Below are 16,037 nucleotides of genomic sequence, written 5' to 3'. Positions count from 1 at the left end.
AGGCCGGCGTAGTCGAGCTGTTGGAAGGCTGCGGTGTAGTCGAACGCCTCCCCAAGCGGATTGGCGGCCGGGCTGTGCTGGTGCAGGATCCCGAGGTTGAGCTGCTGGGGCCACCAGTCGCGCGGCGTGGGGCCGCGGCCCGCCACCGCTGCTGCGCCGTGGTTGAAAGGGCACTTGCCGAGTTCGGTCATGGTGCTCGCCTGCCTGATCCCACTGCTCGCAACGTAGGGAGCGCGCTCAGGGGCGTCTGACGAGGGTCACAGTCCTTAGCGGCTCTGCTCAGGCCCCATTGGCTCCGCTGAGGCCGCCTTTCACGTGAGCGAGGGCATTGCCTTCGAGAAACTGCTGGTCGAGCAGGAGCAGGGCGGCGCTGTTGTCGCCAGCCAGCCGCAACCGCTTGCACACGAAGCGAGCCTCCGCTTCCTCTTTGAGCTGCTCGGCCACAAACCAATCGAGCATGGCGGTGGCGCTGCGCTCGCCCAGCTTTTCGGCGAGCGAGTAGAGACGATTGATCGAGGCCGTCACCCCCTTCTCCATGTCGTACACCTGATCGAACAGCTGCTGCACCGAGGGCCAGCTGCGTTCGGGAGCGTCGATGGTGGGCAGTTCCACCTGCTCGTCGCTGTCCACCAGGTAGGCGATCATCCGGGCGGCATGGCCGCGCTCCTCATTGCTCTTTTCGAGCATGTAGGCCGAAAACCCAGCCAGGTCCTTCTCCCGCAGCCAGATCGACATGGCCAGGTAGCTGTGGCTGGCCTGAAATTCCGCCGCAAGGTGGTGGTTGATGGCGCTGGTCAGTTCTTTCATGGGCAACAGCTGCTCGCGTGGCTGGTGGGGTGTGGCCAGGGGCTGGTCACGGTGTAGCACCAGCGCTTGCCCCTGGCGGGTGGGAACGGGCTTTTGTGCCATTGGTTGCGCGAGGTGGTGGCGAGAGCAGCAGGGCGCTCGGGCTGGTGGAGTCAGCATCGAGGCTGCCTTTCGTTCGGGCTCCCATGCTTCGTTTTCGCGGCGATCGTTCAACCCTGCTGGCGGCGTTGCTGGCCCACTGGAGTGAGCAGCAGCTCACCATCCCAGCGGCTGCGCTTCAGCAGCCCCTCAGATCAGCCAGCCGGGTTGCAGCAGCAGCACCAGGCCGAGGCCCAGCATCACGGCGGCACTGACCAGCTTGAGCCGACGGCCGGCGGCTGCGCTGAGGCGCTGGTTGCCGAGGGCCCACACCGCCAGGGTCACCATCAGGGCGTCATCGGCGATGTAGCCGAGGATGTAGAGACCCAGGTAGCTGTAGTGGGCCCAAGCCGGCAGCGATTGTTGGCTGAGCACGGCGGTGTAGACCGCCGGCAGGCCTGCGGTGCAGAGCAGTTCCACCAGATTCACCACCACCGCGAGCATCGCCACTCCCAGCAGGGCTGGAGCCAGGGCGCGGCTCTGCAGAACCTTGCGCATCCGGGTGACGATCCCGGGTTTGGCTGCCTCGGGAATGGCCAGGGTGTAGCTCCCGCTCTGCCGGCTGGCATCGCGCAGATTCACCAGGCCGATCAGCAGGGCGATGCTGCCCAGCAGCAGTTGCAACGGGCGGCTCAGGCCCAGCACCAGAAACACATTCAGCCAGGCCGCCATGAAGGCGTAATACACCGCCCCGCTCACCAGCACGAAGGTGCCCGCCACCAGGGCCAGGCGCCGGCGATCGCGCCAGTGCACCAGCAGCGACAGCAAAAACAGCAGCACCCAGATCGCGCAGGGATTGAAGCCATCCAGGAGCCCCAGGGCCAAGGTGAAGGCCGGCAGTCCCAGCCGCTGTAGATCAGGCAACCCCTGGGGGTGCTTCTGGCGCGCGATCAGCTCCAGTAGCTCCCGGCCTCGCCCCGCCGGCCCATCGAATCCCACCAGAACCCTGTTCCCCAGCACAAAGGTGGGCACCCCCGGGCCGCATGGTGCTGCAGGTCGGCAAGGGCCGTGGGGTCGGTGTCGAGCGGCCGCAGCCGAATGATCAGGCCTGGGTGCTGCCGTTGCGGCTCGGGAAGGAAGGCTTTGGCCTGGGTGCAGTGGGGGCAGCCCTCGCGCACAAACAACTCCAGCGTGGCTCCGTTGGGCTGGGATGGCCCGGGGGTGGCGGGCTCGCTCAGTGGGCTCAGGGCCAGCAGCAGACCCAGCAGCCACGGCAGCAACCAGGGCTGGTGCAAGGGCCTGAGCCAGCTGGCGAGGTGCCGGTTCATCGCGCCATGGCAGCAACCTTGTGGTTGTAGAGGCCTGAGCCTCAGGGAGTGACGCGCTCGATGATCGAGCCGGCTGCGCCGTCCGCGAGGCCCCCAGGTGGCTGCCGTGAGGCCGATCAGGGCTTGGTTGGGCTGGGCTGGATTGGGATCGGCTCAGGCTCAGGGCCAACGATGTCAATGGCGCTGCGCTGCACCACCAGTCGGTAGCGCTTGGGCTGTTGGTTGTTGATGAAGCTCTGCACTGCCGCCACCTGGGCCGGGGTCGGCAGGTTGGATTGGCTCACCCGCACGGAAGCGCGGATCAGCGGTGGCGTTTTTTTTCAGTCGATGCTGACGCCCACCAACTGGGAATGGCGGCCGATGGTGAGGGTCTCGGTCTGCAGGCTTTTGGCGATGGCCCGTTCAATCCGCTGCTGCTCGAGCTGCAGCTGGGATTGGCGCACCAGTTGCACAAAACTGCTGCTCAACGGGAGCACCAGCAGAGCCGTGAACAACAACTCACCCAGCCCATCCGACTGCGCCAGAGGCGCCGTCGCAGCTGCGCTTGGCTCACGGCCAGCATCATCAGGGCGCCGTTGAGGATGCCCAGCAGGTTGGTGGCGAAGAGCAGGCCAGCCCCCTGGGCGCCTTCCCATTCGCCGGCTGAAACCAGCAGTCCCAGCACGCACACCGGTGGCACCAGGGCCACGGCGATCGCGGTGCCCACCAGCGAGGACACGGCTCGGCTGCGCACCTTGGCGTAGATCGCAGCAGCACCCGCCACCAGGGCAATGCCCAGATCGAGCAGGTTTGGGGAGGTGCGGGCCGTCACCTCGTGCCCCAACAGCGGCATGCCCACCCCAAGGCCCACCATGGCGGAGAGCAGGGCCGTGAGTCCGATGCCGATGCTGAGGGTCAGGAGGGCTTTGCCCGCCAAGGCCAGCTGCCCTTGCAGCATCCAAAACGCCATGGCCCGCAGGGGCAGGATCCAGGGTGCAATCACCATCGCCCCGATCACCACGGCGGCACTGTTGGCCAGCAGCCCCAGGCTGGCGATCAGCGCCGCCGCGAGGGTCAGCACCAGGAAGTCGCCATCCAATGGGGCATCAGCCTCAAATTGCCTGCTCAGCTCGTCGAGGGTGAGGCTGTCGACCATGGCGAGATGGTGGCGAGCTGGCGGCGAGACGGTCGCGCACGACTGACTGGACCGTAGGCAGGGTTCGCCTCGGGCACCACATCCGCCGAGCGGCGTGCCAATAAAAAAGCCCGCGGCGTGCCGCGGGCAGATGGTTGAACCGGTGGATGGGCTCAGGGGGGAAGGAGGAGCGCTACTGAAGCGCGACTCACTTGGCCGTAGCGGCGAAGTCCGGGTAGGCCTCCATGCCGTGTTCGCCAATGTCGAGACCTTCGATCTCTTCCTTCTCGGTGACACGAATGCCGCCGAAGAGGGCTCCAATGATGGACCAGATGATCAGCGAAGCAACGATGGTGGCAACGGCGTAGGAAAGAGCACCCACGAATTGGATGGCCAACTGGGAGAAGCCGTGACCGGTGAACAGGCCCTTGTCGGTGTTGAACAGGCCAACGGCCAGGGTTCCCCAGATACCGCAGCTGCCATGCACCGAGAAAGCACCCACAGGATCGTCCATTTTGAGGCCATCAATGAAGGCCACCGAGAACACCACGATCACACCACCAATGAATCCCATCACCCAGGCGGCAGGCATCGAGACGGCATCGCAACCAGCGGTGACGCTGACCAGGCCGGCCAGTATGCCGTTGATGGTCATGGTGAGGTCGGGCTTGCCGCCGCGAATCTGGGAGACCACGGTGGCGGCAATGCCGCCGCCGGCAGCACCCAGGGTGGTGGTAACGGCGATGTAAGGCACCTCGACGCCCATCGAAAGCCAGGAGCCGGGGTTGAAGCCGTACCAGCCAATCCAGAGGATCAGACAGCCGAGGGTGGCGATGGCCAGGTTGTGACCAGGCATGGCTTGGGGCTTGCCACCCACAAACTTGCCGATCCGTGGGCCAAGCAGGATGGCGCCGATCAGACCAGCCCAGGCACCCATGGAGTGCACCACGGTGGAGCCGGCGAAATCAATGAAGCCAAGGCTGTTCAGCCAACCACCACCGAGACCGGCGTCATCGGGGAAGTTCCACTGCCAGCTGCCCGTGATCGGGTAGACAACGCCCACCAGGATCAACGAGAAAATCACGAACTCGCCAAACTTGATTCGTTCCGCCACGAGGCCGGAGACGATCGTGGCGGCGGTGCCAGCGAAGGCGGCCTGGAAGAGGAAGTCGATGCTGGGAACCAGACTGCCGTCTGTGACCATTTCTGGAGTCACGGTCGGGTCAAAGAACACTCCACCAAACTTGAACCAACCAGGAATGACCCAGTCGGCGTTGTACATGATCTTGTAGCCGATGAACCAGTAAGCCGTCACCGCCAGGGCGAACACGATCAGGTTCTTGGCCAGGATGTTGACGGCGTTTTTTTGTCGGCACATCCCCGCCTCCACCATGGCGAAGCCGGCGTTCATGAAGATCACCAGAATCGCGCAAACCAGCAGAAACAGGTTGTTGGCGAGGAAGGCTGGGGTGAGCTCGGGGAGCTCCGCTGCATGGGCAGACAGGTTAAAAACACCCAGGCCAAATAGGGCCACGGGCACGCAGGCAAGCCAAACCATGGAGCGGCCGGAGGCCAACCCGCGCAAGTTGCGCAGGAGCATCAGTGGCGCTTCAGTCAGGCTCGCCTCTTGAAGGCGCTTGCGCCTTGGAGGGGTGGAAGCAATGGTCATGGGCAGATCAGAGGGACAGCTGCTCAGGTTGGGGATCGTCGAAATCCCTTCGCAATGAAGGATGCGCGCTTCCAGGAGGATGAGATGTTTGTTTTGATACCAAATCGCGCTCCGGCCCCCGCCGGCGTCGTGCGAAGCCGTTGCTCTCAGCGATTGGATCCCTTGGCGGTCGCCGTGAATGGCGCCACCCGGGAGATTGTTATGGAGTGTTTCGCCACCGAGCTAGGGCCATCGCTCAGCTGCGGTTGCTACAGAACTGCGATCGGGTCGTGGCTAAACAGGGGGAGATCAGCATTGGTATCGCGTGAAACAGATTCAAGCCATCATCCGGCCCGAAAAGCTTGATGCCGTCAAGGATGCGCTGGTGAGTCTCGGCATCAATGGCATGACCGTCACCTCCGTTCAGGGTTTCGGCAAGCAGATGGGGCACACCGAGGTCTATCGCGGCGTGAAGGTGGAGGCCAGGTTGTTGCCCAAGGTCATGATCACGACCGTTGTCACCGACGCAGCCATGGCTGGGGTGATTGAGGCGATCAAAGGCACCGCCCAAACCGGGGAAGTGGGCGATGGCAAGATCATCGTCATGCCTGTTGAGGCCTCGATCCGCATCCGCACAGGCGAAACCGGCGACGCCACCCTGGATTGATTGAGCCTGGCCAGGCTGCCATCAAAAAACCAGCCAACCGGGCTCGAGTGAGCTCGGCTGGCTGGCTTCGATTAGCTGGCTGGAGCCAATCAGCCGACTGCAGCAGCAGCGCGGTCGAAGTAGGTGCCAACTTCGCTCATGAGGGCGGAGCAGTCGCCGGGGGTGATGTAGTTGCGATCGTTGGCGATCGAGATAGCGGCGTCCTTCATCTTGCGCACGCCTTCTGCCACGGAAGCACCGGGCACGCCGAGGGCGAGGTAGGTCTCACGCAGGCCGTTCAGGCAGCGGTCTTCCAGCACGGAAGCGTCGCCGGTGAGGATGGCGTAGGTGACGTAGCGAAGGATGATCTCCATGTCGCGCAGGCAAGCAGCCATGCGGCGATGGGTGTAGGCGTTGCCACCGGGTGCGATCAGGGCGGGCTGCTGATCGAAGAGATCGCGAGCCGCGTTGGTGACGATGGCGGAAGCGTTGGAGGTGATGCGGTTCACCGTGTCCATGCGCTTGTTGCTCTCGGCAACCATGGCGGCAAGGGCGTCGATCTGACCGGCGTTGATGAATTCGCCACGGGCATCAGCCTGGGCAACAACCTTGGTGAAGGCGTCGAACATCGAATTGCACCGTCGAAAAGTCGTGTAGCAGCCTAGGGAAGGCGCCTCTGGTGCCTTGAGCCACTAGAACCGAGGCTGGTGCAGGGATGGGGATGGCGCCGATGGCGAACGCAGAGCTGAGCTGGCACGAGCTCGAACGTCTGGCGGCGCCCCCAGCCGATCCCGTCAACGGTCCCACCAGCGCCCAGGCCGGCCTGCGTCTGTTTGGCCAGCCGGAGCAGGCGGTGCGGGTCACCTTGTTCCGCGACCACCACGCCTGGTGCCCCTACTGCCAGAAGGTGTGGCTGTGGCTGGAGGAAAAGCGGATTCCCTACCGGATCCGCAAGGTCACCATGTTTTGCTACGGCGAGAAGGAGGCCTGGTTTCGACAGCTGGTGCCTTCCGGCATGTTGCCTGCTCTGGCGATCGATGGCCGACTGATCACCGAGAGCGACCGCATTCTTGAGGCCCTCGAAGCAGCCTTCGGCAGCCTGGGCCCGGGCATGGCCGACCCCGCAGTGCTGCCCCTGCGCCAGCTCGAACGCGTGTTGTTTCGCGCCTGGTGCCAGTGGCTGTGCAGTCCTGGCCTCCGTCCGCAGCAGGAGGCCTCGGCCCAGGCGGCCTTTCAGCGCATTGTTGCTGGATTTGAGCAGGCGCTCGACCAACACTCCGGCCCGTTTTTGCTGGGTGAGCTGAGCACAGCTGATCTGGTGTTCGTGCCCTACGTGGAGCGGATGGCGGCCAGCCTGGCCTACTACAAGGGCTTTCTGCTGCGGCAGGAGCATCCGGCCATTGATCGCTGGTTTGCAGCGCTGGAGCAGCGCTCCACCTACCTCGGCACCCAAAGCGATTTCCACACTCACGCCCACGACCTGCCGCCCCAGATGGGCGGCTGCTACGCCAGTGGCACGCCAGCTCAGCGCGATCTGGCCGCCCGCATCGATCAGGGCCCCTGGCCGATCGATGCATCCGATCCGGAAACCAGCCACGGCGAACCCTCCGATGCGGCGGCGGTAGCCCTTGCTCGGGTGCTCAAACACCGGCAAGCAATCCTGGCGCGCAGCCCCCTGGGGGCGGCCGGATTCGACCAGCCCCTGCGCACCGCCCTCACGGCCTTGATCCGTGGCGAAACGCAAAGGCGTGGCGAACCCCAAAGCTGGGGCGAGCGCCTGGTGCCGCCGGCGGGGAGTGCGGCCGCCCTGCGCTACCTGCGCGATCGCATCAGCGTGCCGCGGGACATGCCCCTGCATGCGGCCCGGCGCCTCCGTCAGGCCCTGGAGGCCACCGCCGGCCTCGATCCCGAGGACGGCACCGCCCAGGGCCCGCCCATTCCGGTGGCCCATCGCCGCGACCAGGACCCCCAGCCATTTCTGCAGGCCGCCTCTAGCGTTTTCCCAGCCGCCTAAAGCCCTGGTGCCTGTGCCCCGTCTTCGACGTGTCGCCGTTGCGCTCGGCTGGGCCCTGGCCAGCTGCGTTGCCGGGGCTCCGCTCCTGGGGCCGGGCGTGATCCCCGCCGCGCGGGCTCTGGAACTCCAGGGTGCCACCTACTTCACCAAGGCCCCCTGGAAGGTGGACCTGGTGAGCTACTACACCACCATCTGGCAGACCCGTGCGGAGTACTACTTCACGATCACGCTTGATCCGGAGGCGGGGGCAGCCCTCGGCGGCCTAACGATTCAGCAGACCCGCGGCGTCGACACCCGCTTTCCGTTCTTTGTGGATCGCACCTCCGCGTTCCTGGGCCGGCCGCGTCAGCAGGGCCCCCGCGTGCCGGTGCAGGCCCAGTTCGACAGCGCTGCGCGCCGCTTCACCCTCAGCTTCCCTGAGCCCGTTCCGCCCGGGGCCACGCTCACGGTGGTGCTCAAACCCTGGAACAACCCAGCCTTCTCGGACACCTACATGTTTCAGGTGACGGCCTACCCCGCTGGCCCCAACCCCTCGCCAGCGCCGGTGGGATTTGGCACCCTGCGGATCTACGACCCCGATTGGCGCTGAGCCCGATCCCCTGAGCCATGACCCACCGGAGCTGGCCCGTGCTGTTGCCGCTGCTTCTGGCCGCGGTGGCTGGCCAGTCGTCGCTGCGGGCTCAGAGCGCGGAGCCTCAGGCGCTGCTGCTGCCGATGCCCCAGGAGCTGCCGCGCCACGCTTCAGTGCCGGATGTGCGGCTCCCTGGATCGGTCGGCTCGGTGGCCCTGGGTGCAATGCGGGCATCAGATCCGGATCCCGCGCCGCCGCCCCTGGCCTATCCCTTGGCCCAGCCGGCCGAAAGCCTGGACCCCTGGGGCTGGCGCTACTCGGAACGCCGCTCGGCGTGGCGGTTGCATACCGGCATTGATCTGGCGGCCCGGCAGGGCACGGCAGTGCTCGCCTCCCGGGCCGGACGGGTGCTGCTGGTGGAGTCGATCAGTGGCTACGGCACCACTGTGCTGCTCGACCATGGCGAGGGTTGGCAGACGCTGTATGCCCACCTGCATGAAGCCACGGTGCTCAGCGGCGCCTGGCTTGAGCAGGGGCATCCCCTGGGCACGGTGGGCATGACCGGCTCGGCCACGGGCCCCCACCTGCACTTCGAACTGCGCCGTCAGGGCGCGGAGTTGCTGGCCCTGGATCCCACGCCGCACCTGCCGCTCCTGCTGCCACCTCCAGCCCCGCCGCCGGCGCTTGCCACAATCAACCCTTGATTGCGCCCCAAGCCCCATGCAAGCCCAGTGGAACGGTCGGGTGATTGCCCGCAGCGACGACATCGTCAGCGTGGATGGCAACGCCTATTTCCCTGCCGACGCCCTCGACCCCAGCTGCATCCGCCCCTCCTCCCACACCTCGGTGTGTGGCTGGAAGGGCACGGCCCACTACTACGACCTGGTGGTGGATGGCCAGGTGAACGCCAATGCCGTTTGGTTTTATCCCGAGCCCAAGGAGGCCGCCGCCAACATCCGCGGCCGGGTGGCCTTCTGGAAGGGCGTGCAGGTGAACTGATCCATTCCGCTGGTCGGTTTTGCAGCAGATCAGCTGGGCACCAGGGAGGAGTGGTGGTGCAGGATCCGCCACTCCCCCTCTCGCCTCCCGTAGACGAAGGTGTAGCGGGCGTCGACCTGGGCCTCGGGGTCGTGCAGGGCGAAGCGGTAGGTGCCCTCATCCACGGCCAGGTTGCAGCCCAGCTCGATCTGACGGTGAGTCACCGTGCCGCTGGGATGGCGGGCCAGAAAGGTGGCGAAATAGGCGGTGATGGCTTCGGGTGTGTCGCGAAGCTGCGCCGACAGGGTGGGCAGCAGCAGGGCGTGGCGGTCGTAGAGCTGGGCGACCTGGGCCGGATCACCGCTGGCAAGGGCGTCGTTCCACAGGTCAAACCAGCCTTCCACCTGCCGCTCGTTGAGCGGGCTGCAGGCCTGAATGGGCGCCAGCTGGAGCGCCTGGGCTGCCGGAGCCTCCAGCGTCAGGGCGAGCACTGGCAGCATCAGCACCAGCACCAGCAGGACCGACCGGAGCTGGCGCGCCAGTGAGCTCAGCAGCCTGGAAAGCGCAAGGTGCGCCAGTTGCCACTGGCCGTGCTCACCTCCACGCCGATCTCGCAGGGCTCCTGGTTGCCACCGCAGTGCTCCTGCCACCAGCCCATCGCCTCGCTCCAGGCCGCATCGAGCGATTCGTAGAGATCGTCCAGCACCGGATGGGGCGCCCCCTGGCGGTCGACGAGACGGTAGTGCCGCACGTGGCTGGCGAAGGGGGGTCGCACGGTCTGGGTTTGTGGTGATGCCATGTCTGTCTGCACTACTCCTTGCTTGCATCATGGTCTGTGTGACAGATCGGAACTGTCACCTTCACAACATCTTTCGGTGTCGGGCGCCATGCGCGGCGGGCCCCTCAGCGCACGAACAGCATTTCCCGGTAGCTGGGCAGCGGCCAGAGGTCGTCGTCGACCAGGCCTTCGAGGCCATCCACCGCCGAACGCAGGGCGCCGATCAGGGGCATCAGGGTGTCGGCGCAGTGGCGCATGTGGGCTTCGGTGTGGTCAGCCCCCTCGCCGTGACTGCCGCCGCTGAGGGCCTCTTCGAGGGCATCGCAGCCGTTGTTGAGCTGCTCGAGCAGCTCGCCCAGCTGGTTGCGCAGCTTGAGGTTGGGATGCAGACCCATCGCCTGCTGCTCCTGCAACGCCGTGCCCAGCTCGCCGAGGTAGCGCACCGCCGCCGGATACACCTGGGTGCGGGCGATCTGCAGGGCCAGCTTGGCCTCCACTTCGATGGCGAGCACATACTGCTCGCTGTACACCTCGAAGCGGCTCTCCAGTTCCACCGGGCTCAGCACCCCCTGGCGCTCGAACAGCTCCCGCACCTCCTGCCGTTGCAGCACGGGCAAGGCATCGGCGCAGGTGCGCAGGTTTTCCAGGCCACGCTTTTCAACAGCCAAGCGATGCCATTCGCTGGAGTAGCCATCGCCGCCAAACACCACGGCGCCGTGCTCGCGCATCACCTGCTGGAGCACGTTGAAGGCCGCTTCGCCTAGGGCGGTGCCGCTGTCGAGCTGGCTCTGCAGCCGATCGGCCATCCAGCCGATCGAATCGGCCAGCACCGTGTTCATCGCCACTAGGGGCCCGGCTACCGATTGGTTGGAGCCAACGGCGCGGAATTCAAAGCGGTTGCCTGTGAAAGCAAACGGTGAGGTGCGGTTGCGATCGCCGGGGTCTTTGGTGAATTCCGGCAGGGTGTCCACCCCCAGGGTCATCACGCCGCCCTTGGCGGAACTCTGCAGGTTGCCCTCGCGGATCTGGTTGAACACATCCTCGAGCTGGCTGCCCAGGTACATCGAGATGATCGCCGGCGGTGCTTCGTTGGCACCAAGACGGTGGTCGTTGCCGGCGGTGGCGATCACGGCCCGCAGCAGCGGCCCGTAGCTGTGGACGCCGCGGATGACGGCGGCGCAGAACAGCAGGAACTGCAGGTTGTCGTGGGGGGTTTGGCCCGGGTCGAGCAGGTTGCCCTGGGTGGCGTTGCCGATCGACCAGTTGACGTGCTTACCGCTGCCGTTGATGCCGGCAAAGGGCTTTTCGTGCAGCAGGCAGGCGAAGCCGTGCTTTTTGGCCGTGGCCTTGAGCACGGTCATGGTGAGCTGCTGGTGGTCGGTGGCGACGTTGGCGGCCTCGTGGAAAGGCGCGATTTCAAACTGTCCGGGTGCCACTTCGTTGTGGCGGGTCTTGGCGGGAACGCCGAGCCGGTAGAGCTGGCGCTCCACGTCTTGCATGAACACCTGCACCCGCTCGGGGATGGCGCCGAAGTAGTGGTCGTCAAACTGCTGCCCTTTGGCGGGAGGAGCGCCAAAGAGGGTGCGTCCGGCGAGGAGTAGGTCGGGGCGGAGGGAGATGAAGGCGCTGTCAACGAGGAAGTACTCCTGCTCGGCGCCGCAGCTTGAGTTGACGGGGGCCACATCGGTTTCACCGAGGAGGCGGAGCAGGCGCTGGGCCTGCCGATTCATGGCGGCGTTGGAGCGGAGAAGAGGGGTTTTCTTGTCGAGGGCCTCACCGGTCCAGGAGACGAAGACCGTGGGGATGCAGAGGGTGACCCCGTTGGGGGTCTGCATCAGGTAAGCGGGGCTGGTGATGTCCCAGGCGGTGTAACCGCGGGCCTCGAAGGTGGAGCGGATGCCGCCGTTGGGGAAGGAGGAGCCGTCGGGCTCGCCCTGCACCAGCAGCTTGCCCGTGAATTCGGTGATCACCCGCCCATCGCTCTTGGGCGAGATGAAACCGTCGTGCTTCTCGGCGGTCGAGTTGGTGAGCGGATAGAAAACGTGGGCGTAGTAGAGGGCGCCACGGCCGGTGGCCCAGGTCTTCATGGCGTCGGCCACGGCATTGGCCAGCGACAGGTCGAGCTTGCCGCCCTCGCGGATCGTGCGCTGGATCGATTTGAAGATGCGTCCGGGCAACGCCTCCTTCATCGTCTCGAGGGTGAACACATCGCTCGCCCACAGCTCCCCGAATGGGGCGGCTGGTGCCGTCGCCGCCGGACGCCGCCGCTGAATCTGCTGCAGGGCGGCGAAGCGCTGGGGGCTGGGCATGGGAGGCGCCGTTCGGATGGGCTTCATCACACTGCCGCGCCCCGGCCCTTCCGTGTAGCTGTTGCTACCAAAATTTCGATCACCCCGTTGCGGTGCTCGGCCTCAGATCAGGTAGCGCCGGATGCTGGGTCGGCACCAATACACCAGTGCGGCCGTGGTCGCGGCCCAGAGCAGGGCGGAGAGCAGCGCCGTCAGCGGCCGTCCCTCACTCAGCAGCACCAGGCGCACGATGCCGTAGGGCAAGCCCACAGCCAAGGCCATGGCCAGCGCCACGATCGCCAGAATCTGTCCCCAGGCGCGCCACTTGAGCAGGGCGATCGAGGCCACCAGGCCCACCACGGCTGTTGGCAGCGCGGCGCTGGCACCCACCACAATGTTGGTCACCCGCCAGGTGGGATCCAGCAAAATCACCGCCAGGCCCAGGGGAATGGCCAGGGCGTTGGCCACCAGGCCCAGCCAGGCCAGGGTCACGTAGCCGCGTGGGGGCTGCTGCAACATCGCAAACTCGGGGCAAGCGACCCACCATGGTCGGTCATCGGGAGACGGCAGGATGGTCGCTTCAGGAATGCATCAGCCCCTGCTCTCGAGTCTGTTCCCGCCGCTCTGGCGCGGCCCCCTCTCCACCCTCCAGGTGAACCTGGGCTACCGCTGCAACCAGGCCTGCAGCCACTGCCATGTGAATGCGGGGCCGACCCGCACCGAAATGATGGATCCGGCCACGCTTGCCCTGATCCCGCCGGTGCTGGCCGCCCGGGGGCTGGCCTGCCTCGATCTCACCGGTGGGGCCCCCGAGCTCCATCCCCAGTTTCGGGGCTTGGTGGTGGCGGCCCGGCGGCTGGGAGTGGAGGTGATCGATCGCTGCAACCTCACGATCCTGTCGGAACCTGGCCAGCACGATTTGGCCCCCTTCCTGGCGAATCAGGGCGTCACGGTGGTGGCATCCCTGCCCTGCTGTTCCGCCGACAACGTTGATCGCCAGCGGGGCTCCGGTGTGTTTACCCGCAGCATTGCGGCGCTGCAGCAGCTCAACGGGCTTGGCTACGGCCAGCCCGGCAGCGGCCTGCAGCTGCACCTCGTCTACAACCCCCAGGGGCCGACGCTGCCGCCTCCCCAGGCCCAGTTGGAAGCGGAGTACAAGCGCGTGCTCGCCGCCGACTTCGGGCTGGTGTTCAACAGCCTCTATGCCCTGGCCAACATGCCGATTCAGCGGTTTGCCAGCTGGCTCCAGGTCCAGGGAAAGCTGGAGTCCTATCGGGCCCTGCTGCAGGCCCAGCATCGTCCCGACCATCTCGCCCAGGTCATGTGCCGCTCCCTGATCAGCGTTGATTGGCAGGGTTGGCTGTTCGATTGCGATTTCAACCAGCAGCTCGGTTTGCCTGCGGCGGAGCCAGGGCAGCCCCGGCGGCATCTGCGGGAGCTGCTCGAGCGCGATCCCGAGGGCGATCCGATTACGGTGGCCGACCATTGTTTTGGTTGCACCGCCGGTGGGGGCTCCAGCTGCGGCGGAGCCCTGCAGGGCCCTTAGGGCGTCGCCCCCAGCTTCTGTCAGACGGCATTTTTTGCGTTCCGCTGCAAATGCTGCGCGCCGTTCTGCAAACGTCCGGCCAGGGATGTCGCTGCGTCAATCGCTCCCTATGGTTGATTCCAATCCGGCTTGCTGGTCCGCGAAGTTCTGCCCGGTTATGCAGATATTTCATTCAGATCGTTCATGCAGGCTGCGGGTGCTGCTGTTGTGCTCCGGCACGGCGTTCGGCGGATTCGGTTGATCAGACGATCCATCCCCTTTGCGCTCCTGACGTTCCTGGGGGTGGCTTTCACCGCTCCGGGGTATGCCTTGCAGCGCCCGGTTGATCCGGTGGCGGTCTGTGTCGTGTCCCCCCGGGTGGAAGCGGTGGAGGAAGGGGATGCCGCGGGTGTGGTGCCCACGCCGAGTCCCCAGCTGGTGGTGATTGAACCGCTGCTGGAGTTGCGCATTGAGCGCCGGGGGCGGCCCGTGTGGCGGCGGCTGGCGGCGGCGGGGGAGGCTCTCCCGGTTCCCTTGGCCTGGCCTTTGGAGCCGATCACCCCTGGCGAAGTGGTGCTGTTGCGGCTGCGACCCGAGCAGGCTCCGGAGGGGGCCTTTGCCCATGTGCACTTGGTGGGCGCCTCCGCCGAACGGATGGCGAGCACCGCCGCCTTGATCCGCTCCCTCGCTCAGAGCTCCCTGGCCTGGTTGGCGGCCATCGAAGCGGCCCTGGAGTCTGAGGATGTGCCGTTGGCCTGGACCTTGCTGTTTGCGCCGCAGCTGCCCGATTCCGCCGATCTCACGGCCCTGCGGGCTGAGGTGGTGCGGCGGGGCTGCGGCGACTGACGCCCGGCCTTGGTTCAGCTGTACTATTACACCTGTTGCGTTGCGGAGGGTGGCGGCCATGGCCTGTGCCCCCACCAGCGATCTGATTTGGTTGGGCCCCTTGCGCCAGGGGGATGGGCCCCTGCAGTTGCCCCTCGCGGTGGAGTCGGTGGCGGCGGGGTTCCCGAGTCCTGCCGACGACTATGTCGAGGCGGCTATCGACCTCAACGGCATTCTGATGCCCCGCCCGAGCTCCACCTTTCTGATGCGGGTGGATGGTGATGCGATGCGCGGCGACGGCATCCATCACGGTGATCTGCTGGTGGTGGATCGCAGCGTGGCGCCGCGCTCAGGCTCCACCGTGGTGGCGGTGCATGAGGGATGCTTTGTGCTGCGTCGGCTTGAGGGACGTCCCGCCCAGTGGTGTCTGGTGGCGAGTGATGCAACGATCGCCGCGATTGCCCTGCAAGGTGAAAACCCAGATCTGCTGATTTGGGGTGTGGTGATTCATGCGGTGCACCACCTCTCCACGCCGCTGTCGGGATCGCGACGGCGAGGTGCCGTTGCTGGAGGCTCACCAGAAGCCCTGGGAGTGGAGCCATAGCCCCAGCAGTCCCATCGGCACAAACACGGCACCGAGGATTTGCAGCTTGACCGTGCGAGGGGAGGGTTGCTTTTTGGGTGGCATGGAGGCTTAGGGGTGGCCGCAGGTGTAGGAGGGGGTGGCCGCAGGCGAATCAACCGGAGTCCAGTTAGCTGAGGGCTTGCTGGAGGAGGCTGGCGAGCTCCTCGAGTTGGTCGTGGTTCAGCATCCAGTCTCCCTTGCCGTCCTTGGTGATGTGCTCAGCTTCCAGCATCCAGCCGTCTTCCAGCTGTTCCAGAACGAAGTGAAGGGATTGGTGGCGAGACATGGCGAAGGAAGGGGGGCGGCTCACGCCGAAGCAGAGAACAGAATCGGGCGGTAGGTGGGCTTTGCGGAGGGTGACAGGTTCCACTTCACCCGGCAGGTAAAGGTGCCGTATTCCCCCCTGATGGCCGTCGAGACGCGCATGGCCGTGACCGTGGCGTTCGGGGGAATGCGGGATTGGGCCTGGTTGCAGGAGTTCACCTCGGAGATGCAGGAGCTGTATTCGGCGGTGCCGCTGGTGGGAGTCTTCTGGGCGGCTGTTGGTTCGGCCTGGACCAGGCCAGGCTGGAGTAGGGCGGTGGCTGCACAGAGGGCGAGCAGCCGGGGGCCTACAGCGATGGGGCGCATGGCCAGAGAAGAAGGTGCATCCGTCCTAGCTGAACATGCCCTGATGTGCCTCTGGCCCCCGGTTTCAGGAAAGATGTCACCCCTCTCGTCAGTACACCCGGGGGCTTGAGGACATGACCAATGCGTCGTTACAGCGAGGCCGTCAAGGCTGACGTGAGAAGGCGGATGAGCCCGCCGCACCG

General features: G+C 65.9%; 23 protein-coding genes. 8 read left to right on the top strand and 15 right to left on the bottom strand.

From position 1 onward, the window contains the following. The 8 genes from KBY70_RS13835 to KBY70_RS13800 form a co-directional block, all read right to left on the bottom strand. Nucleotides 1-191, bottom strand: a 191-nt coding sequence (locus KBY70_RS13835) for a hypothetical protein (RefSeq protein WP_254988898.1), incomplete at its 3' end; no start/stop codon positions are given. 88 nt (nt 192-279) lie between these two features. Next, nucleotides 280-807: a ferritin gene (locus KBY70_RS13830; RefSeq protein ID WP_094559985.1), complete on the bottom strand. Its 528-nt coding sequence runs from the start codon at nt 805-807 to the stop codon at nt 280-282. A 288-nt stretch (nt 808-1,095) separates the two neighbouring features. Beyond that, the gene (locus KBY70_RS13825; protein ID WP_254988897.1) at nt 1,096-1,884 is read right to left on the bottom strand and encodes a hypothetical protein; all 789 of its coding nucleotides are present in this window, start codon (nt 1,882-1,884) and stop codon (nt 1,096-1,098) included. Then, a complete protein-coding gene (locus KBY70_RS13820) occupies nt 1,836-2,213 on the bottom strand; it encodes a glutaredoxin family protein (protein ID WP_254988896.1) in 378 nt (125 codons plus the stop codon). The genes KBY70_RS13825 and KBY70_RS13820 overlap by 49 nt, the downstream gene beginning before the upstream one ends. A gap of 116 nt (nt 2,214-2,329) precedes the next feature. Further along, on the bottom strand, nt 2,330-2,497 hold the full coding sequence (locus tag KBY70_RS13815) for a hypothetical protein (RefSeq protein ID WP_254988895.1): 168 nt from the start codon (nt 2,495-2,497) through the stop codon (nt 2,330-2,332). A 36-nt stretch (nt 2,498-2,533) separates the two neighbouring features. Next, complete coding sequence (locus KBY70_RS13810; RefSeq protein ID WP_254988894.1) at nt 2,534-2,680, bottom strand: hypothetical protein; 147 nt, start codon at nt 2,678-2,680, stop codon at nt 2,534-2,536. Further along, on the bottom strand, nt 2,677-3,348 hold the full coding sequence (locus KBY70_RS13805) for a DUF389 domain-containing protein (RefSeq protein ID WP_254988893.1): 672 nt from the start codon (nt 3,346-3,348) through the stop codon (nt 2,677-2,679). The genes KBY70_RS13810 and KBY70_RS13805 overlap by 4 nt, the downstream gene beginning before the upstream one ends. A 187-nt stretch (nt 3,349-3,535) precedes the next feature. After that, a complete protein-coding gene (locus tag KBY70_RS13800; RefSeq protein WP_254988892.1) occupies nt 3,536-4,996 on the bottom strand; it encodes an ammonium transporter in 1,461 nt (486 codons plus the stop codon). A gap of 304 nt (nt 4,997-5,300) precedes the next feature. Here KBY70_RS13800 and KBY70_RS13795 point away from each other — a divergent pair, with 304 nt between their 5' ends. Beyond that, nucleotides 5,301-5,642: a P-II family nitrogen regulator gene (locus tag KBY70_RS13795; RefSeq protein WP_254988891.1), complete on the top strand. Its 342-nt coding sequence runs from the start codon at nt 5,301-5,303 to the stop codon at nt 5,640-5,642. An 89-nt stretch (nt 5,643-5,731) separates the two neighbouring features. On the opposite strand, the gene KBY70_RS13790 is transcribed toward KBY70_RS13795, so the two are convergent. Beyond that, nucleotides 5,732-6,250, bottom strand: a complete 519-nt coding sequence (locus tag KBY70_RS13790) for a phycocyanin subunit beta (RefSeq protein ID WP_254988890.1) — start codon at nt 6,248-6,250, stop codon at nt 5,732-5,734. A 92-nt stretch (nt 6,251-6,342) separates the two neighbouring features. Between KBY70_RS13790 and KBY70_RS13785 the strand changes: the two genes are divergently transcribed. Genes KBY70_RS13785 through KBY70_RS13770 form a run of 4 tightly spaced genes read left to right on the top strand, consistent with a single transcriptional unit; the run spans nt 6,343 to nt 9,205 of the window. Then, a complete protein-coding gene (locus KBY70_RS13785) occupies nt 6,343-7,635 on the top strand; it encodes a glutathione S-transferase family protein (RefSeq protein ID WP_409996071.1) in 1,293 nt (430 codons plus the stop codon). A 7-nt stretch (nt 7,636-7,642) separates the two neighbouring features. Continuing rightward, complete coding sequence (locus tag KBY70_RS13780; RefSeq protein ID WP_233128530.1) at nt 7,643-8,224, top strand: DUF2808 domain-containing protein; 582 nt, start codon at nt 7,643-7,645, stop codon at nt 8,222-8,224. A gap of 17 nt (nt 8,225-8,241) precedes the next feature. Continuing rightward, nucleotides 8,242-8,910, top strand: coding sequence for a M23 family metallopeptidase (locus KBY70_RS13775; RefSeq protein ID WP_254988888.1), 669 nt, complete (start codon nt 8,242-8,244; stop codon nt 8,908-8,910). Between the two features lie 16 nt (nt 8,911-8,926). After that, nucleotides 8,927-9,205, top strand: a complete 279-nt coding sequence (locus KBY70_RS13770) for a DUF427 domain-containing protein (protein WP_254988887.1) — start codon at nt 8,927-8,929, stop codon at nt 9,203-9,205. Nucleotides 9,206-9,234: 29 nt separating this feature from the next. On the opposite strand, the gene KBY70_RS13765 is transcribed toward KBY70_RS13770, so the two are convergent. The 4 genes from KBY70_RS13765 to KBY70_RS13750 form a co-directional block, all read right to left on the bottom strand. Continuing rightward, on the bottom strand, nt 9,235-9,684 hold the full coding sequence (locus tag KBY70_RS13765; RefSeq protein ID WP_254988899.1) for an SgcJ/EcaC family oxidoreductase: 450 nt from the start codon (nt 9,682-9,684) through the stop codon (nt 9,235-9,237). 47 nt (nt 9,685-9,731) lie between these two features. Then, nucleotides 9,732-9,983: a hypothetical protein gene (locus tag KBY70_RS13760; protein ID WP_094559937.1), complete on the bottom strand. Its 252-nt coding sequence runs from the start codon at nt 9,981-9,983 to the stop codon at nt 9,732-9,734. A gap of 104 nt (nt 9,984-10,087) precedes the next feature. After that, entirely contained in the window at nt 10,088-12,271 is a 2,184-nt protein-coding gene (locus KBY70_RS13755; RefSeq protein ID WP_254988886.1) for a glutamine synthetase III, read from the bottom strand. A gap of 102 nt (nt 12,272-12,373) precedes the next feature. Beyond that, entirely contained in the window at nt 12,374-12,769 is a 396-nt protein-coding gene (locus tag KBY70_RS13750) for a Hepatitis C virus core protein (RefSeq protein ID WP_409996070.1), read from the bottom strand. A gap of 67 nt (nt 12,770-12,836) precedes the next feature. Between KBY70_RS13750 and arsS the strand changes: the two genes are divergently transcribed. The 3 genes from arsS (at nt 12,837) to KBY70_RS13735 (ending at nt 15,204) form a co-directional block, all read left to right on the top strand. Beyond that, nucleotides 12,837-13,796 (top strand): arsenosugar biosynthesis radical SAM (seleno)protein ArsS, encoded by a 960-nt coding sequence (gene arsS, locus KBY70_RS13745; protein ID WP_254988884.1) that lies wholly within the window; start codon nt 12,837-12,839, stop codon nt 13,794-13,796. A 309-nt stretch (nt 13,797-14,105) separates the two neighbouring features. Continuing rightward, complete coding sequence (locus KBY70_RS13740) at nt 14,106-14,621, top strand: hypothetical protein (RefSeq protein WP_254988883.1); 516 nt, start codon at nt 14,106-14,108, stop codon at nt 14,619-14,621. Nucleotides 14,622-14,679: 58 nt separating this feature from the next. Then, entirely contained in the window at nt 14,680-15,204 is a 525-nt protein-coding gene (locus tag KBY70_RS13735) for a LexA family protein (RefSeq protein ID WP_254988882.1), read from the top strand. 148 nt (nt 15,205-15,352) lie between these two features. Here KBY70_RS13735 and KBY70_RS13730 read toward each other — a convergent pair whose 3' ends face one another. Then, complete coding sequence (locus tag KBY70_RS13730; RefSeq protein WP_254988881.1) at nt 15,353-15,511, bottom strand: hypothetical protein; 159 nt, start codon at nt 15,509-15,511, stop codon at nt 15,353-15,355. Between the two features lie 20 nt (nt 15,512-15,531). After that, the gene (locus KBY70_RS13725; protein WP_254988880.1) at nt 15,532-15,855 is read right to left on the bottom strand and encodes a hypothetical protein; all 324 of its coding nucleotides are present in this window, start codon (nt 15,853-15,855) and stop codon (nt 15,532-15,534) included. Between the last annotated feature and the right edge of the window lie 182 nt (nt 15,856-16,037).

The sequence above is a fragment of the Cyanobium sp. ATX 6E8 genome, assembly GCF_024346335.1.
GTDB lineage: Bacteria > Cyanobacteriota > Cyanobacteriia > PCC-6307 > Cyanobiaceae > Cyanobium_A.
The sequence above is the reverse complement of the archived record's forward strand: the minus strand, read 5'-3'. Positions and strand labels throughout refer to the sequence as shown.

Coding starts and splice junctions, on each gene's coding strand:
- KBY70_RS13725 (WP_254988880.1), bottom strand. CDS start 15,855: ATGCGCCCCATCGCTGTAGGCCCCCGGCTGCTCGCCCTCTGTGCAGCC.
- arsS (WP_254988884.1), top strand. CDS start 12,837: ATGCATCAGCCCCTGCTCTCGAGTCTGTTCCCGCCGCTCTGGCGCGGC.
- KBY70_RS13735 (WP_254988882.1), top strand. CDS start 14,680: ATGGCCTGTGCCCCCACCAGCGATCTGATTTGGTTGGGCCCCTTGCGC.
- KBY70_RS13830 (WP_094559985.1), bottom strand. CDS start 807: ATGAAAGAACTGACCAGCGCCATCAACCACCACCTTGCGGCGGAATTT.
- KBY70_RS13775 (WP_254988888.1), top strand. CDS start 8,242: ATGACCCACCGGAGCTGGCCCGTGCTGTTGCCGCTGCTTCTGGCCGCG.
- KBY70_RS13800 (WP_254988892.1), bottom strand. CDS start 4,996: ATGACCATTGCTTCCACCCCTCCAAGGCGCAAGCGCCTTCAAGAGGCG.
- KBY70_RS13805 (WP_254988893.1), bottom strand. CDS start 3,348: ATGGTCGACAGCCTCACCCTCGACGAGCTGAGCAGGCAATTTGAGGCT.
- KBY70_RS13760 (WP_094559937.1), bottom strand. CDS start 9,983: ATGGCATCACCACAAACCCAGACCGTGCGACCCCCCTTCGCCAGCCAC.
- KBY70_RS13785 (WP_409996071.1), top strand. CDS start 6,343: ATGGCGCCGATGGCGAACGCAGAGCTGAGCTGGCACGAGCTCGAACGT.
- KBY70_RS13750 (WP_409996070.1), bottom strand. CDS start 12,769: ATGTTGCAGCAGCCCCCACGCGGCTACGTGACCCTGGCCTGGCTGGGC.
- KBY70_RS13765 (WP_254988899.1), bottom strand. CDS start 9,684: ATGCTGCCAGTGCTCGCCCTGACGCTGGAGGCTCCGGCAGCCCAGGCG.
- KBY70_RS13730 (WP_254988881.1), bottom strand. CDS start 15,511: ATGTCTCGCCACCAATCCCTTCACTTCGTTCTGGAACAGCTGGAAGAC.
- KBY70_RS13820 (WP_254988896.1), bottom strand. CDS start 2,213: ATGAACCGGCACCTCGCCAGCTGGCTCAGGCCCTTGCACCAGCCCTGG.
- KBY70_RS13790 (WP_254988890.1), bottom strand. CDS start 6,250: ATGTTCGACGCCTTCACCAAGGTTGTTGCCCAGGCTGATGCCCGTGGC.
- KBY70_RS13755 (WP_254988886.1), bottom strand. CDS start 12,271: ATGCCCAGCCCCCAGCGCTTCGCCGCCCTGCAGCAGATTCAGCGGCGG.
- KBY70_RS13770 (WP_254988887.1), top strand. CDS start 8,927: ATGCAAGCCCAGTGGAACGGTCGGGTGATTGCCCGCAGCGACGACATC.